The following is a 15,208-nucleotide window of genomic DNA, read 5'->3' on the forward strand; positions in this document are numbered from 1 at the left end:
ACATGCCCCACGAATACCCCACATTGTTCTCGCCGATCGCCCTCGGGCCGCGCACCGCCCGCAACCGGGTCTGGATGACGGCACATGCCACGGAGTTCTCCACCGACGGCACGTTCGCCGACGCCAGCGCGGACTACTACGCCGAACGTGCTCGCGGAGGCGTCGGCGTCATCACCATGGAGGCCATGGCAGTTCATCCGACAAGCCAACCGCGACGCGGGGTGATACTCGCCTACGACAGCGCCGTGGTCGACAGTTACCGCACGGTGGTGCAGGCCGTCCATCCACACGGAACCCTTTTGCTGGCACAACTGTGGCATCGGGGAAGGCAGACCGACGGGATCATCAGCCGTCTGCCGACCTGGGCACCGAGCGCTGTGCCCGACACGGTCTACCGCGAGATCCCCCACGAGATGTCGCTGCCCGAGATCGACGAACTGGTGGCGCACTACGTGCGGGCCGCCGGGTACGCGATCGAGGGCGGGGTCGACGGTATCGAGGTCCACGGGCTGGCCCACGGCTACCTGCTCGGTCAATTCCTTTCTCCGGCAACCAATCATCGCACCGACGCTTATGGTGGTTCGTTCGAGAATCGGATGCGCATCGTACGTCGGATCGTCGACGAGGTCCGGCAGGCCGTCCCCGCGGACCGCATCCTCGGAATCCGGCTCAACAGTAGCGACGGCGATTCCGCAGCCGGTCTGACCAACGCCGACTGGGTCCAGATCGCCGTCGAAATCGAGCGCTGGGGCGCCGTCGACTACATCTCCACCAGCCAGGGCACCTATCTGGACCGGATGCAGATCTATGGGACATCTGCTGCCCGACCCGCCGGATACGAGGTCACCGACACCGCCGCGATCACCCGGGCGGTCTCGGTGCCCGTCGTCGCGGTCGGCCGCATCACCACACCGGAAATGGCCGAAGACGTACTCGCCACGGGCAGAGCACAATTCGTCGGTATGGCGCGCCAGCTCATCGCCGATCCGCGCTGGCCGGAGAAGGCCCAGCGGGGACGCTCCGACACCATTCGGCCCTGCATCGGCTCGAACTGGTGCGTCGCCTCGTTCGCGCGAGGCCCACTCGCCTGCATACACAATCCGAAGGTCGGCCGCGAACGCGTATTCGCCCTCGACGATGTCAGATCTCGGCGGCCACGCACCGTCGCGGTCGTCGGCGGTGGACCAGCGGGACTGCGTGCGGCCCTCACGGCATCCGAACTCGGCCACGAGGTGACGCTTTTCGAGCAGGAATCCAGACTCGGCGGGCAGGTCGGACTGATCGCGAAGGCCGACTCGTACGGCGAGTGGTCGGGCGTCACCGACTGGCTGACAACGCAACTCGAAGGCAGCAACGTCAAGATCGCGCTCGGGCACCGGGCGAGCGCAGACGATCTCATCGGACACTACGACGCGGCGGTGATCGCCACCGGATCCACACCGATCCGGCACGGCTGGACATCGCGTCATCCCGACCGCTGGGTGTCGGCCTCGGCGCTACCCGGCTCCGATCAGTGGAACGTCTACACGCCCGCGGACATCCTCACCGGCCGCACCGAAATACCTCACCGCGTCCTGATCGTCGACGACACCGGTGACCGGCAAGCATTTGTCACCGCCGAGTACCTTCTCAGCCGACGCCATCCGGTACACATCGTCTCGCAATACCCCCAGCTCGGACACGCCTTCGCCGATGCCCACGACCTTCCGTTCGCATTCGGGCAACTACGCAGGGCGGGAATGACATTCACTCCCGGAACCGAGGTGACCGAGATCGACGGTGACACTGTGACGGTGAAAGATGTGTACACACAGGAGACTTCGGTTCTCACCGACATCGACGCCATCGTGCTGGTTCTCGGCAACACCGCCGACGATGCGCTGGCCCGTGAGCTCGACGGCAGCGGCGTCGATGTCCAGGTGGTCGGAGACGCGCAGGCGCCGCGGCGAATCTTCAACGCCATCTGGGAAGGCGAGCAGGCCGCCCGAAACCTCTGAACCCTCGCCAGGCCGCCGCCGAAACAAGTGAACCTGTCAGCAACGAACTCGGGGGGAGTTGGGAGGTGCCTGGCGGCGCCTGTTGCTGACAGGTTCGCCCAATACGGTGTGGACCGTGGGCGCGTGCCGATAAATTTGGGGTTCATCGAGAGAGAGCCCAGCGGCGAGTAGAGCGTGGCCCCGTCAGTGCTCCGGCTGTGCCCGTATTGATGAGGGGGTTCGCGACCATGGACGGAAAAACCCTGCAGAACACAGCCCAAAGGTGTGCTGAGAACCTCCCGGCAACCACGCTGGACCCCTTCGAACCCGGCTGGAAGGCCGCCAGAGTCCACGAAAAATGGTTCATGCTGATGACCGAGGTTCCGCAGGATTCCCAAATACGGGACCTGGCCGGCCAGCCGGTCGTGATCGTCAAGTCCGACCCGAGCGACGCCGCAGCCCTTCGTGAGGCTTACGCGGACATCACTGCCGGTTACCACATGAACAAGCAGCACTGGATCACGCTGGCTCCCGGCGACTCCATCGACACGAGTCTGGTCGAGGAACTGGTGACCGAATCCTACAGACTCGTGGTTGACACGCTGCCCAGATCTCGCCGGCCCGTCGATCCCGAAGACGGTCGGTGACTGACTGCGACCCGCCCGCCTGCGACCTCGCCGGCCAGAAGCTGCAGCACGTCAACCAGGTTGCGAGACAGGTCATCCTGATCGTCACCGACGATCCGGACGAAGGGATCATCGCCGTCAGGTCAGAGCAGACGCGAGCTCTGCAAGGTGGATACGCCACCTCACACGTGGCGTCGAATTCACAAACTCCGCCAGAGACTTTCACGACCTGGTCGTCTCGTTCACACCCAACGCCACCATTCGTTACGCCGTCGGCAGCTGCGTCGCCCTGTGGTCCTCCGCCCAGGAAGAGGCGTGGGCAGAAGCCCGCACCCGGCACGGCGAGTACCCCTCTGAACACGAAGCGGAAGGTGCGGTTCACGCCCACCGCCGCCTCGTCGAAGAGATCGCAGCCGGACGTGCCGACGAGGCCGAACGGCTGGCCCGAGCCCACCTGGCCGCGACCCAGGCATTTGTACTCGAGCGCTTCGGCGATCAGATCGTCAACGCATCTGCAGCCATGTCGCGCCAGGCGATCCACGCCGGCCGACGCTCACGGATGTGACGTCACGCCACCGACCGACGCGGGCGGGTCGTCAGCCCAGCGCTGCGGCGACCTGTGCCTCGAGGGTGTTGACCTGACCATCGGGTACGGCCATGCCACACACCGTCAGCCAGTTGGCAAGCATCCGATGGCCACCCTGGGTGAGCACGCTCTCCGGATGGAACTGAACGCCATGGATCGGGAGTTCGCGGTGATGCATCGCCATCACGATCCCGGTATCGGTCTGAGCGGTCACGACCAATTCGTCCGGGATGGTCTCCGGCAACACCGTCAGTGAGTGATATCTGGTGGCGATGAATGGGTTCGGCAGGCCGGCCAGAACACCCTCACTGTTGTGGGCCACCAAAGAGGTCTTGCCGTGTAGGAGTTCCGGTGCGCGGTCGACGGTTGCGCCGAACGCGGCGCCGATGGCCTGGTGGCCCAGGCAGACCCCGAGCAAGGGGGTACCGGCAGCGGCCGCGGCACCCACCAGCGACATTGTCGCGCCTGCGCGCTGCGGCGTCCCCGGTCCCGGTGAGAGCAACACACCATCGAATTGCGCCACCGCGGCCGCTGGATCGGCCAGCCGCTCGTCGTCGTTGCGCCAGACCTGGGCATGGACACCGAGTTGTCCGAGATATTGGACAAGGTTGTAGACGAAGCTGTCGTAGTTGTCGACAACCAGGATCTGCACAGGGGCGCCAGGGTTCACGTCGACAGGCTACCTGGGTCGATGCCGCGAGCTCACCCCACTTTCCGGGTAGCCGCAGAACTCCGGCACCCGTCGACGGGTGGGTTAGGTTATAGGGAAACGTTTGTACCCGCGAACCGAGGAAGTCATGCCCAAGTCAAAGGTCCGCAAGAAGACCGATTACACGATCAACCCTGCCAGCCGCACACCGGTGAAAGTGAAGGCCGGTCCCTCCGGCACCATCTTCGTTTCGGTGATGCTCGGCCTGATGCTGCTGGGCCTGGCCTGGCTCATGGTTTTCTACCTTGTCGCCACGCCCGAGTCCCTCGGCGCCCCCGGCAAGATCCTCAACTGGATGTACGAGCTCGGTTCGTGGAACTTCCTGATCGGATTCGGTTTCATGGTTGCCGGTCTCGTGATGACGATGAAGTGGCGTTGAGCTGCAGCTTCAATGATTCACAGGCTGTGGAACACCATGTGTGTAATTCATCCCCAGTGTGGATAACCCCTGTGGAGTGAAGTGGCGGTGAACAGCACTTTCATTCATCCACAGCTGTGGAACAACATGTGTGTAATTCATCCTCAATGTGGATAAGGCCTGTGGATAACTCTGTAAACGCACGTCTGGAATGGGCAACACCAGCACCGATGGGTGCACTGATGGTGGTCGGTGGGATTGCCCTCGGCGGCGCCGGACTTTTCTCCGGCACCGACGCGGCGGGCATGGCTCTGATGCTCATCGCCGCGCTGCTGCTTCTGCTGCTCGGCGGGCAGAGTTTGTGGATCCGTCCGAAGCTGGCCGTAGAAGGCCGCGAACTACACGTCCGCACGCTTTTCCGGGGGACGTGTAGTTATTCGTTCGACGACGTCCGTCGTGCACAGGTGCTCACGTACCCGCGGTTCGGCCGCCGGGTACCGCATCTGGAACTGGATCTGGACGATGAGCAGGCCCATGAGGGGGAACGTCTGGTCATCTACGGACGCTGGGATCTGGGCACGAACCCACTCGATGTGGCCGACGCGCTGCGCGCGGCCGGTCTACCGGTGGAAGAGCGTAAATAGCGGTTCGGTGAACGTCAGAAGGTCAGCGTCTGGGCTTTCACGACACCGATGATCAGTGCCACCACGATCAGTAGGCCCATCGCCAGGAATCCCACCGCCGTTGCATTGCGGGGATTGCGTGATCGGGTGGGCAGCAGCTCCGGTCCGTAGACGATGCCTGCGGCCGCCGCGGCGCCGAATGCCAGGCCGCCGAAGTGGGCCCAGATCGAGATGTTCGGGATGGTGAACGAGAGCACGACGTTCAGGGCGATGATGCCCAACAGGCCGGTGGCCGGGATCTTGGCCTTCAGCACCACGACCAGCGTGGCACCCATCAAACCGAAGATGGCTCCCGAGGCGCCGGCGTTGATCGCCAACGGGTCGCCGAACAGCATCACCGCGGCGCTACCACCGAGCAACGAGGTCAGGTAGATCCCGACGAAACGTGCGGTACCCAGGGTCAACTCGACGTCGCGACCCAGGATGTACAGCGAGAACATGTTGATCCCGACGTGGATCAGAGAGAAATGCAAGAAGCCGGCGGTGAGCAACCGCCAATACTCGCCCGAGGCCATGAAGGGCCCCCAGAGCGCGCCGTCGGCGAACACCTGCGACGACGCCACGACGTCGGTGAGGCTCCTCGCCTGGGCGGCGACGATCACGAACAGGGCGATGTTGATCGCCATCAAGGTGTAGGTGGCCCAGGCGACCTTGGCACCGATGGTGCGGGCCCGGGGAACCTGACGGCCGGAGGCCCGGACGCAGTCGACACAGTGTTGGCCGACTGCGGCCGGGGTCAGACAATCGGAGCAGGCCGGACGCCCGCACCGGCTACACGCCAGTCCCGTCGGCCGATCGGGGTGCCGAACGCACACCTGGGTAGGTGGAGACGGCGATTGAGAGGCCGGGGGCTGGTATGTCACAACAGGTCAGGAAATCGTGACCCGCTCGATGACAACATCCTCCAGCGGACGGTCACGACGATCGGTGGCGACACTGCCGATCGCGTCGACGACCTTCTTCGACTCGTCGTCCTCGACGACACCGAAGATGGTGTGCTTGCGGTTCAGGTGGGGGGTGGGGCCCAGGGTGATGAAGAACTGCGAACCGTTGGTGCCAGGTCCGGCGTTCGCCATCGCCAGCAGGTAAGGCTGGCTGAAGGTGAGCTCCGGGTGGAACTCGTCTTCGAATTGGTAGCCGGGGCCACCCGTGCCGGTTCCGGTGGGGTCACCACCCTGGAGCATGAAGCCGGAGATGATCCGGTGGAAGACGGCGCCGTCGTAGAACGGTCCACTGTCGCCACCCGAGGCGTTTGCCGTCGAGTAGTCCTTGGAGCCGTCTGCCAGGCCGGTGAAGTTCGCTACCGTCTTGGGTGCGTGGTTACCGAACAGGGCGATCTTGATGTCACCTTTATTGGTGTGCAGGGTCGCGGTTGCGGTTTTCAATGCTGTGGTCACGCCCACCATGGTGCCACTTCGGCCGTGGTGCCCCCGACACAACCGGCCAGATCGCACCACCGGTGGCACTAGTGTGGAGTCGATCCCGCTGGTTCTACCCGAGGAGTTTTTTCATGAGCACACTCGAATCCGATCTGAAAGCTGTGCGAGACAAGGCGGTCGCGTTGTCCTCGAGTCAGCGTCTGCGGCTCGGTACCCACCAGAGCCTGGCAGGTCTGTCGAATGTGACCCTGGGATCACTCGGATTGGGTGGCATCGGCATCCGCAAGACCTTCGACTCTGCTGCCCTCGCCACCCGCAGCACCGGCGCAGCGGCCTGGTCTGGTGCCAAAAAACTTGGAGCCCAGGCATATTCGAAGGAAGCGGAACTTGCTGCGGACGCCCGCCGGCTGACCGACGAATACCGCCACCGCGCCGCTGACACCTTCCCCGTGCAGATCACCAATCCGACCGTGGTCTCGGGTCTGCAGCGCACCGGCCTGGCCGACGCGCTGCCGGAGCAGGTGGCAACGATCAAGCCATCGCGACGACGGCTGAAGATCGCACTCATCGCCGCCGGTGCCCTCGCAGCGGGTGCGGCCGTGTTCGCGATTTCCCGTCGCCGCCGTCCGTCACCGCCCTCGGTGGCCGCCGCTCCCCCGCGTCTGACCGATGTTCCGGTTGCCGACGAGGTCGAACCGGTCCCCGCTCCTTCATCGCCCTCATCGAACGGACAGACGGAAAGCTGACACCGGGCAGACGGGTACCGTGTCATTCGTGAGTGTTGAGAACGGGGACCCAACCCGGCGCAGTGCGCCGGTGCCCGCATGGGAGCAGCGAGGACCTCAGGGTGCACCGCCTCCCGGCTATCGGCCGCAGCCCCCGCGTCACGGCACGGGGCCTGCGCCGCAGGGTGGCCGCCCAGGTCCGCCGCCGGTCAATCAGCCGCCGCCGAATCGCATCCCACCGCCCATGCCGGGATCCGGCCCGCCACCGGGTGCGCCCTACCGGCCGGCCCCCGGCAGAGCTGGACCGGGGCAATCCGGCCCACAGCCGCGCCCACCGTGGCAATCAAACCCATCCCCGGCCCCGCTGAGCGGTCCCGCTGCCGGCATCGGTTCTCCTGACGCCGGGCCCGGCAACGCATATTCACAGACCCACGACCCGGCGGACCGTCGCAATGAGAACTACGACGACTACTCCGCCGCCTATCTCGCCGACCCCGTCGAGGATCACGAAACCGGAGCACAGATGACACCCGCACCAACCTCGCGGGCTAACACGACCAACCGCACCGCGATCGCGGCGTTGGTCCTGTCGGTGATCGGCGTGACGTTCATCGCCGGGATCATCTGCGGCCACATCGCACGTGCACAGATCCGCCGCAGCGGAGAACAGGGCAGTGCGTTTGCCATCGCTGCGCTCTGGGTGGGTTACCTCTACCTGGCGGCCTCCGTGCTGGTGCTGGGCGGCTACCTCTACATCGTCGGCACCGGCAGCTGACCCAGGTTTCACCAGCCTTCCAATCCGCTTCATCTTCCGCGATCCGCTCCACCTGCAGTGCGCTGCAAGTGGAGCGGATCGTTGTATGTGGAGCGGATCTTCGGGTCAGAGCTGAGGCATGACCTTGTCGGCGATGTAGTCGATGTGCGCCAGGTCTGCCATGTCGAGCACCTGGAGATAGATCCGCGATGCGCCGGCCTGCGCGAAGGTCCCGATCTTGTCCACGATCTCGGCCGGGGATCCGGCCAGGCCGTTGGCCTTGAGTTCATCGACGTCCCGGCCGATCTTCGCCGCCCGGCGGGCGACCTCGGCGTCGTCGGCGCCCGCACACACGACCAGCGCGGCCGAGTAGACCAGCTCGTCGGGTGAGCGTCCCCGGTCGGTGCAGGCCTGCCGGACGCGACCGAACGTCTCCTGGGCCGTCTGGGCCGAGACAAACGGGACGTTGAACTCACTGGCGAACTGAGCGGCAAGCGCCGGTGTCCGCTTCTTGCCCTGACCACCGAGCAGGATCGGCGGTGTCGGGCTCTGAACGGGTTTCGGCAGTCCCGGTGAATCGGTCACGGAATAGTGCTCCCCGGTGAACGAGAACGTCTGGCCCACCGGTGTCGTCCACAGGCCGGTGATGATCGCCAGCGACTCCTCGAGGCGGTCGAACCGCTTACCGAGCGACGGGAACGGGATAGCGTACGCATCGTGCTCGGCCTCGAACCAGCCGGCGCCGAAACCGAAGTCCACACGACCACCCGACATCTCGTCGACCTGAGCGACGGTGATCGCCAACGGTCCCGGGTAGCGGAAGGTCGCCGAGGTGACCAATGTGCCGAGACGGATCGTGGAGGTCTCCCGCGCGATGCCGGCGAGTGTGGTCCAGGCATCCGTCGGTCCGGGCAGACCCTCGGCGTTCATCGCGAGGTAGTGGTCGGAACGGAAGAAGGCCCCGTAACCCGCTGCCTCTGCGGTCTGGGCCACTGCCAGCTGATCGCTGTAGGTGGCACCCTGCTGTGGTTCGACGAAGACACGTAATTCCATGCCTCTCACTCTTGTCGGAGCGGCCTGCGGACAGCAACTCGGCCAGTGAGGCGGTGTGCGTCTTCGCGCGGCCTCAGAACGGCTCTCAGGGGGTGTGCAGCTCTGAATCGGGGCATGTTTCCCGTGAAACAATCACATTTGCGTAATTCACATTCCGACGGCGTTTGTGAAGTACCTACCGACACAAAAATGACCACCTCCCCGATTCGGGAAGATGGTCATTTTTCTGTGGAGCCTAGGAGATTCGAACTCCTGACATCTGCCTTGCAAAGGCAGCGCTCTACCAACTGAGCTAAGGCCCCGGCGCCAGTTCTCACTGACTTTCGGGCAGCCCGTGCCAAATCTCCATCTTGCGACGAGACTCGGCAAGCAGGCTCGCGACTATGAGTGCCAGTGCCGCGGCGGTGATCAAAACGAACTTCATCACGTCCCTTTCGGGTTTTCGTCCGCGGTGTGGACTCATGGTCACAGTGGGCCTAGGAGGACTTGAACCTCCGACCTCTTCGTTATCAGCGAAGCGCTCTAACCGCCTGAGCTATAGGCCCTTGAACCGAAATCAGAGATTACCCGACGTCGGCCCCACACAACAAAACGCCTGGTCAAAGACCCTGTTTAGTCGCGATCCGCAAGAGTGACCTCAAGCCCGCCGACAAGATCGGACGACAGGTTGTAGATGAACGAACCGACGGTCGCCAAAGCTGTGAACAACACCACGTTCACGGCCCCGACCAACGCTGCGATTCCGAACACACCGCCGGCACTGATCTCGAACGACGACTCCGTCTCGGTGTCGCTCGACACCAGGGTTCCGAAGGAGTTGTTGACCTGATCCCAGACGCCCATGCCGTCGAGGATGAGATACAACACACCGATCGCGATCATCCAGACGAAGAACGACGCCACCGACAGCACTGCCGACACCTTGAACGCGGCCCACGGGTCGATCCGGCGCAGCTGTACCGACGCACGCAGGGCTGCACCCACAGGACTGTGCGCCGGGACCGCTGAGATCGGCTGTATCGGCGCCGGAGCGGCTTCGGGATGGTGGATGGCATCGAGGTCCGGAAGATCCTCCTGGGCGAGATCCCGGCGATCGATGTTCCGAGTCGGGCCGTCGAGCAGTTTCGGTGCCGCGGTACCGGTGATCACCGGACGTTTGACGGTCTGCGGACCACTCCCCTGCCCTGGTGCGCCCGAACCCGAGGACGGACGCCCGGGAGGCGGCCCGGCCGGACCCCGACCCTGCGTCGGGACACCGGGAGGCTGCTGTGAGGCAACACCCGGAGGCGGTTGGCTGCCTGCCGGAGGCGGCGGCTTGCCGGGACCACCCGGCGGACCCTGTGGAGGTTGCTGACCCGGACCGGGAGCACCGCCCCCGCCACGCTGCCACGGCGGCACCCCACCCGGACCGGTACCTGTCGGACGACCCTGTGCCGGTCCCGGTGGTGGCGGTGTCACCGGATTCGCCTTCGTCTCATCGCCGCCGGTCTGTGCCTTGGTGGGACCTGTGTCGGGTCCCCGCGGCGGTTGATCCTGCACCGAGACGGCAGGCCGAACACCATTGGTCCCGGGAACAGGGGCCGGGGTGCCCGCCCCGTTCGACGAAGCCGGCTTTTGCACTGGCCCAGGGGTCCCGGCCGAGTCGCCTTCGGTGTTGGGTTCCGTGGGCTCATTGGGTGTGCTCATGCGTTCCTTTGCCTTCGGCTTCGTCTCGCGGAGCACTTCGCCTGCTCCGACCGTTCAGTGCAACAGCTCTCCTGGCCAACTTCTGGCCAGCAGGCCCGCTCTACTGCTCGACCGGTTCGTCCGGCAAGTCAGCGTTACGGGCAATAGCCAAGAGCGTAGTTCCTTCGTCCAGGTTCATCAGGCGGACGCCCTTGGTTTGGCGTCCGGCCTTACGGACCTGCCGGGCCGCGGTACGAATCACGCCGCCGCCCGAAGTGATTGCATAGAGCTCACTGTCATCGTCGACGATCAGTGCACCGACCAGCGCACCACGACGTTTGTCGTACTGGATGGTCAGAACACCCTTGCCGCCACGACCCTGCACCGGGTAATCGTCCATTGCGGTGCGCTTGGCGTAACCACCGGAAGTCGCCACCAACAGATAGGTGCCCTCGCGGACCACGTTCAGCGACAACAACTGGTCCTCGTCGTTGAAGCGCATGCCCTGGACACCCGAGGTCTGCCGACCCATCGGGCGCAACGCATCATCGGTCGCGGAGAACCGGATGGATTGGCCCTTGGTCGACACCAGCAGGAGATCGTCCTCGGCACTGCACAACTGGGCACCGACGAGTTCGTCTTCGCCACGCAGGTTGATCGCGAAGATGCCGCCGGAACGGTTCGAATCGAAATCGACCAGACGGGACTTCTTGACCAGGCCGTTGAGCGTCGCCAGCACCAGGTACGGGGCATCCTCGTAGCTCTTGATCTGGATGACCTGAGCGATGCGCTCCTCGGGCTGGAAGGCCAGCAGGTTGGCGACATGCTGTCCGCGGGCGGTGCGGTTGGCCTCGGGCAGTTCGTATGCCTTCGCGCGGTAGACCCGGCCCTTGGTCGTGAAGAACAGGATCCAGTCGTGTGTGGAGCACACGAAGAAGTGCCGGACGATGTCGTCCTGCTTCAGCCCCGCGCCCTGCACGCCCTTGCCGCCACGCTTCTGGCTGCGGTACAGATCGGTTTTGGTGCGCTTGGCGTAACCGGTCTCGGTGATCGTGACCACGACGTCTTCACGGGCGATCAGATCCTCGTCCGAGACATCACCGTCTGCGGCAATGATTTTCGTCCGGCGCTCGTCGGCGAACTTTTCGACGATCTCGGCCAATTCGTCACGCACGATGGCGCGCTGACGCTCAGGCCTGGCGAGGATGTCCTGGTAATCGGCAATCTCGACTTCGATCTCCGCCAACTCGTCGACGATCTTCTGTCGCTCGAGGGCGGCGAGGCGCCGCAACTGCATCGCCAGGATCGCGTCGGCCTGGATCTCGTCGACGTCGAGCAGGTCGATCAATCCGGTACGGGCCAGATCAACCGTCTGCGAACGCCGGATGAGTGCAATCACTTCATCAAGTGCGTCAAGGGCTTTGACCAGACCACGCAGGATGTGGGCGCGCTCTTCGGCCTTGCGCAGGCGGTACCTGGTGCGCCGTACGATGACCTCGATCTGGTGGGCCACGTACAGCCGGATCATCCTGTCCAACCGCAGGGTTCGCGGTACGCCGTCGACGATGGACAACATATTCACACCGAAACTGGTCTGCAGCTGACTGTGCTTGTAGAGGTTGTTCAGAACAACCTTGGCCACCGCGTCACGCCGCAGGGTGACCACGATGCGCATACCCACACGATCCGAAGACTCGTCATCAATCTTGCTGATGCCCTTGAGCTTTCCTTCGTTCACCTGCTCGGCGATCGACAGGATCATGTTGTCCGGGTTCACCTGGTACGGCAGTTCGGTGATGACGAGGGTGGTCGAGCCCTTGTTCTCTTCGATCTCCACGACACCGCGCATCCGCACACTGCCACGACCGGTGGTGTAGGCATCTCGAATACCCTGACCGCCCACGATGAGTCCCGAGGTGGGAAAGTCCGGTCCCTTGATGGCTTCCATACACGCGGCGAGGGTGGTTTCCTCGTCGGCTTCGTAGTTGTCCAGGGCCCAGAAAATGGCGTTGGCCACTTCACCGAGGTTGTGCGGCGGGATGTTGGTGGCCATACCGACGGCGATACCACTCGAACCATTGATCAGCAGGTTCGGGATACGCGACGGCAATACCGTCGGTTCCTGAGTCTTGCCGTCGTAGTTCGGCGTGAAATCGACTGTCTCCTCGGTGATGTCACGCAACATCTCCATGGCGAGCGGCGTCAGCCGCGCTTCGGTGTAACGCATGGCGGCGGCGCCGTCGTTGCCACGCGAACCGAAGTTGCCCTGGCCGTCGACGAGCGGGTAACGCATCGACCACGGCTGGGCCAGACGGACCAGCGCGTCGTAGATCGCGGTATCACCGTGGGGGTGATAGTTACCCATCGTCTCGGCGACCGGCTTGGCCGACTTGACGTAGCTGCGGTCCGGGCGGAATCCGGCGTCGTTCATGGCGTAGAGCAACCGGCGATGTACGGGCTTGAGGCCGTCGCGGACCTCGGGCAGGGCGCGGCCCACGATCACGCTCATCGCGTAATCGATGTAGCTGCGCTGCATCTCCTGCTGGATGTCTACCGGTTCGATGCGGTCGCCTTCGCCACTGTCGGGCGGCAAGGTGGTGTCGGTCATCGTTTCGCTTTCGTTGTATCAGGCTGGTGGGTGAGTGACGACGCCGGTCAGACGTCCAGGAAGCGAACGTCTTTCGCGTTGCGCGCGATGAAGCTGCGGCGCGCAACGACGTCCTCACCCATCAACACACTGAACAGCTCGTCGGCGGCTGCAGCGTCATCAAGTGTCACTTGACGGAGAACTCGGACCGCGGGATCCATCGTGGTTTCCCACAGTTCCTTCGCATTCATCTCGCCCAGACCTTTGTAGCGCTGGATGCCGTCTTCTTTGTTGATCTTCTTGCCGGCTTCAGCGCCTGCCTTGAGGAGTCCATCCCGCTCACGATCGGAATATGCGAACTCCGCAGGCGCACCCTTCTGCCACTTGAGCTTGTACAGCGGCGGCTGTGCCAGATAGACGTGGCCGTGCTCCACTAGCGGACGCATGAAGCGGAACAGCAGCGTCATCAGCAGGGTCGAGATGTGTTGTCCGTCAACGTCGGCGTCGGCCATCAGCACGATCTTGTGGTACCGGAGTTTGGAGATGTCGAACTCGTCGTGGATACCGGTGCCGAACGCTGTGATGATCGACTGGACCTCGGTGTTCTTGAGAACCCGGTCGATCCGCGCCTTCTCGACGTTGATGATCTTTCCGCGCAGCGGCAGAATCGCCTGGTACATCGAATCTCGACCGGATTTGGCGCTACCGCCGGCCGAGTCGCCCTCCACGATGTAGACCTCACACTTGCTGGGATCCTTGCTGCGGCAATCGGCAAGCTTGCCCGGCAGACCACCGATGTCGGTTGCGCTCTTGCGGCGCACCAACTCTCGCGCTTTTCGGGCGGCGAGACGAGCCTGTGCGGAATCGAGTGCCTTCTTGATGATGATCTTGGCCTCGGCGGGATTTGCCTCGAACCAGTGCGAGAGGTGTTCGTTGCTCACCTTCTGCACAAAGCTCTTGACCTCGGTGTTGCCGAGCTTGGTCTTGGTCTGGCCCTCGAACTGGGGATCGGCCACCTTCACGGAGATGACCGCGGCCAAACCCTCACGGATGTCATCACCGGTGAGTTTGCCGTCTTTTTCCTTCACCAGTTTCTTGTCCAGCGCGTAGCGGTTGACGGTGGTGGTCAGCGCGGCGCGGAAACCCTCTTCGTGGGTACCACCCTCATGGGTGTTGATGGTGTTCGCGAAGGTGTGCACCGACTCGGCGTAGCCGTTGTTCCACTGCATGGCCACTTCGAGCTCGTGACCGGTTCCCTTGGCGGTGAAGCCGACGATCGACTGGTGGATCGCCTGCTTGGTCCGGTTCAGGTGCGCCACAAAGTCTTCCAGACCACCGGGGTAGTGATAGGTGCGGGTGCGCCTCTTCTTGCTGTGGACCTCGGGCTTGCCCTCGGCGTCGACCGGGACGTCGTCGGCGAGCTCGGTGTTCTCTGCCTCTTCGGCCAGTTCGTCTTCGGACTTGGGTGCCTCGGCGATGTCGACGTCGTCGGCATCACCGACCGCAACGGTGGCTGCACGCTCATCTGTCAGCGTGATGGTCAGACCCTTGTTGAGGAAGGCCATTTCCTGTAGTCGTCGGGCGATGGTGTCGAAGTTGTAGTCGGTGGTCTCGAAGATCGAGTCATCGGCCCAGTAGCGGACCAGGGTGCCGGTCTTCTTGGACGGCTCGCCCTTGACCAGTGGCTCCGGGATTGCGTTCTTGTAAGTCTGCGACCACGAATAGCCGTCACGCTGAATCTCGAGTTCGACTTTGGTCGAGAGCGCGTTGACCACCGAGATACCGACGCCGTGCAGACCACCGGAGACAGCGTAGGAATCGGAGTCGAACTTGCCACCGGCGTGCAACTGGGTCATGACGACCTCGACGGTGGGGACTCCGGTCTTGTGCATCTGAACCGGGATGCCACGGCCGTCGTCAACAACCTGAACGGCGCCATCGGCTCGCAGGGTGACATCGACACGCGTGGCGTATCCGGCCATCGCCTCATCGACAGAGTTGTCGACAACTTCCCAGATCAGATGGTGGAGTCCGCGCTCTCCGGTGGATCCGATATACATACCGGGCCGTTTCCGGACCGCCTCGAGACCCTCGAGGATGCTGATCG

General features: G+C 63.8%; 14 protein-coding genes and 2 tRNA genes. 7 read left to right on the forward strand and 9 right to left on the reverse strand.

Annotated features, from left to right (window positions below; genetic code table 11):
- Positions 1 to 2 precede the first annotated feature (2 nt).
- From AC56PL_RS11680 to AC56PL_RS11690, 3 genes are all read left to right on the forward strand, one after another.
- Positions 3 to 1,997: an FAD-dependent oxidoreductase gene (locus AC56PL_RS11680; RefSeq protein ID WP_497153924.1), complete on the forward strand. Its 1,995-nt coding sequence runs from the start codon at positions 3 to 5 to the stop codon at positions 1,995 to 1,997.
- Between the two features lie 227 nt (positions 1,998 to 2,224).
- Complete coding sequence (locus tag AC56PL_RS11685) at positions 2,225 to 2,623, forward strand: MmcQ/YjbR family DNA-binding protein (protein WP_497153925.1); 399 nt, start codon at positions 2,225 to 2,227, stop codon at positions 2,621 to 2,623.
- Between the two features lie 151 nt (positions 2,624 to 2,774).
- Positions 2,775 to 3,167: an FCD domain-containing protein gene (locus tag AC56PL_RS11690; protein ID WP_497154293.1), complete on the forward strand. Its 393-nt coding sequence runs from the start codon at positions 2,775 to 2,777 to the stop codon at positions 3,165 to 3,167.
- 31 nt (positions 3,168 to 3,198) lie between these two features.
- Here AC56PL_RS11690 and AC56PL_RS11695 read toward each other — a convergent pair whose 3' ends face one another.
- Complete coding sequence (locus AC56PL_RS11695; protein ID WP_495515961.1) at positions 3,199 to 3,840, reverse strand: aminodeoxychorismate/anthranilate synthase component II; 642 nt, start codon at positions 3,838 to 3,840, stop codon at positions 3,199 to 3,201.
- A 145-nt stretch (positions 3,841 to 3,985) separates the two neighbouring features.
- Between AC56PL_RS11695 and crgA the strand changes: the two genes are divergently transcribed.
- Entirely contained in the window at positions 3,986 to 4,276 is a 291-nt protein-coding gene (gene crgA, locus AC56PL_RS11700; RefSeq protein WP_495513856.1) for a cell division protein CrgA, read from the forward strand.
- 161 nt (positions 4,277 to 4,437) lie between these two features.
- Positions 4,438 to 4,899, forward strand: coding sequence for a PH domain-containing protein (locus AC56PL_RS11705; protein WP_495513857.1), 462 nt, complete (start codon positions 4,438 to 4,440; stop codon positions 4,897 to 4,899).
- Positions 4,900 to 4,913: 14 nt separating this feature from the next.
- Here the strand turns inward: AC56PL_RS11705 and AC56PL_RS11710 are convergent, their stop codons facing one another.
- Positions 4,914 to 5,753 (reverse strand): rhomboid family intramembrane serine protease, encoded by an 840-nt coding sequence (locus AC56PL_RS11710; protein WP_497153926.1) that lies wholly within the window; start codon positions 5,751 to 5,753, stop codon positions 4,914 to 4,916.
- A 54-nt stretch (positions 5,754 to 5,807) separates the two neighbouring features.
- Entirely contained in the window at positions 5,808 to 6,344 is a 537-nt protein-coding gene (locus tag AC56PL_RS11715; protein ID WP_482136547.1) for a peptidylprolyl isomerase, read from the reverse strand.
- Between the two features lie 104 nt (positions 6,345 to 6,448).
- On the opposite strand from AC56PL_RS11715, the gene AC56PL_RS11720 reads away from it, so the two are divergent.
- Together AC56PL_RS11720 and AC56PL_RS11725 are read left to right on the forward strand one after the other, a co-directional pair.
- Complete coding sequence (locus AC56PL_RS11720; RefSeq protein ID WP_495513859.1) at positions 6,449 to 7,063, forward strand: hypothetical protein; 615 nt, start codon at positions 6,449 to 6,451, stop codon at positions 7,061 to 7,063.
- Between the two features lie 28 nt (positions 7,064 to 7,091).
- Complete coding sequence (locus AC56PL_RS11725; protein WP_497153927.1) at positions 7,092 to 7,817, forward strand: DUF4190 domain-containing protein; 726 nt, start codon at positions 7,092 to 7,094, stop codon at positions 7,815 to 7,817.
- A gap of 105 nt (positions 7,818 to 7,922) precedes the next feature.
- On the opposite strand, the gene AC56PL_RS11730 is transcribed toward AC56PL_RS11725, so the two are convergent.
- The 6 genes from AC56PL_RS11730 to gyrB all read right to left on the reverse strand — a co-directional run bounded on the left by AC56PL_RS11730 (position 7,923) and on the right by gyrB (position 15,206).
- Complete coding sequence (locus AC56PL_RS11730) at positions 7,923 to 8,849, reverse strand: LLM class F420-dependent oxidoreductase (RefSeq protein WP_497153928.1); 927 nt, start codon at positions 8,847 to 8,849, stop codon at positions 7,923 to 7,925.
- Positions 8,850 to 9,078: 229 nt separating this feature from the next.
- Positions 9,079 to 9,151 (reverse strand) — tRNA-Ala (locus AC56PL_RS11735).
- A 169-nt stretch (positions 9,152 to 9,320) separates the two neighbouring features.
- A tRNA-Ile gene (locus AC56PL_RS11740) sits at positions 9,321 to 9,394 on the reverse strand.
- Between the two features lie 67 nt (positions 9,395 to 9,461).
- Entirely contained in the window at positions 9,462 to 10,535 is a 1,074-nt protein-coding gene (locus AC56PL_RS11745; protein WP_497153929.1) for a DUF3566 domain-containing protein, read from the reverse strand.
- A gap of 100 nt (positions 10,536 to 10,635) precedes the next feature.
- Positions 10,636 to 13,122 carry a DNA gyrase subunit A gene (gene gyrA, locus AC56PL_RS11750; RefSeq protein ID WP_497153930.1) on the reverse strand — a complete coding sequence of 829 codons (2,487 nt, stop codon included), beginning with the start codon at positions 13,120 to 13,122 and terminating at the stop codon, positions 10,636 to 10,638.
- 47 nt (positions 13,123 to 13,169) lie between these two features.
- Complete coding sequence (gene gyrB, locus AC56PL_RS11755) at positions 13,170 to 15,206, reverse strand: DNA topoisomerase (ATP-hydrolyzing) subunit B (protein WP_495515962.1); 2,037 nt, start codon at positions 15,204 to 15,206, stop codon at positions 13,170 to 13,172.
- Positions 15,207 to 15,208 lie beyond the last annotated feature (2 nt).

It is taken from the genome of Williamsia sp. Y721 (assembly GCF_059683565.1).

What these genes read in the sequence shown, in the direction of transcription:
- AC56PL_RS11680 (WP_497153924.1), top strand. Translation starts at nt 3, where the DNA reads ATGCCCCACGAATACCCCACATTGTTCTCGCCGATCGCCCTCGGGCCG.
- AC56PL_RS11685 (WP_497153925.1), top strand. Translation starts at nt 2,225, where the DNA reads ATGGACGGAAAAACCCTGCAGAACACAGCCCAAAGGTGTGCTGAGAAC.
- crgA (WP_495513856.1), top strand. Translation starts at nt 3,986, where the DNA reads ATGCCCAAGTCAAAGGTCCGCAAGAAGACCGATTACACGATCAACCCT.
- AC56PL_RS11715 (WP_482136547.1), bottom strand. Translation starts at nt 6,344, where the DNA reads ATGGTGGGCGTGACCACAGCATTGAAAACCGCAACCGCGACCCTGCAC.
- AC56PL_RS11720 (WP_495513859.1), top strand. Translation starts at nt 6,449, where the DNA reads ATGAGCACACTCGAATCCGATCTGAAAGCTGTGCGAGACAAGGCGGTC.
- AC56PL_RS11730 (WP_497153928.1), bottom strand. Translation starts at nt 8,849, where the DNA reads ATGGAATTACGTGTCTTCGTCGAACCACAGCAGGGTGCCACCTACAGC.
- AC56PL_RS11745 (WP_497153929.1), bottom strand. Translation starts at nt 10,535, where the DNA reads ATGAGCACACCCAATGAGCCCACGGAACCCAACACCGAAGGCGACTCG.
- gyrA (WP_497153930.1), bottom strand. Translation starts at nt 13,122, where the DNA reads ATGACCGACACCACCTTGCCGCCCGACAGTGGCGAAGGCGACCGCATC.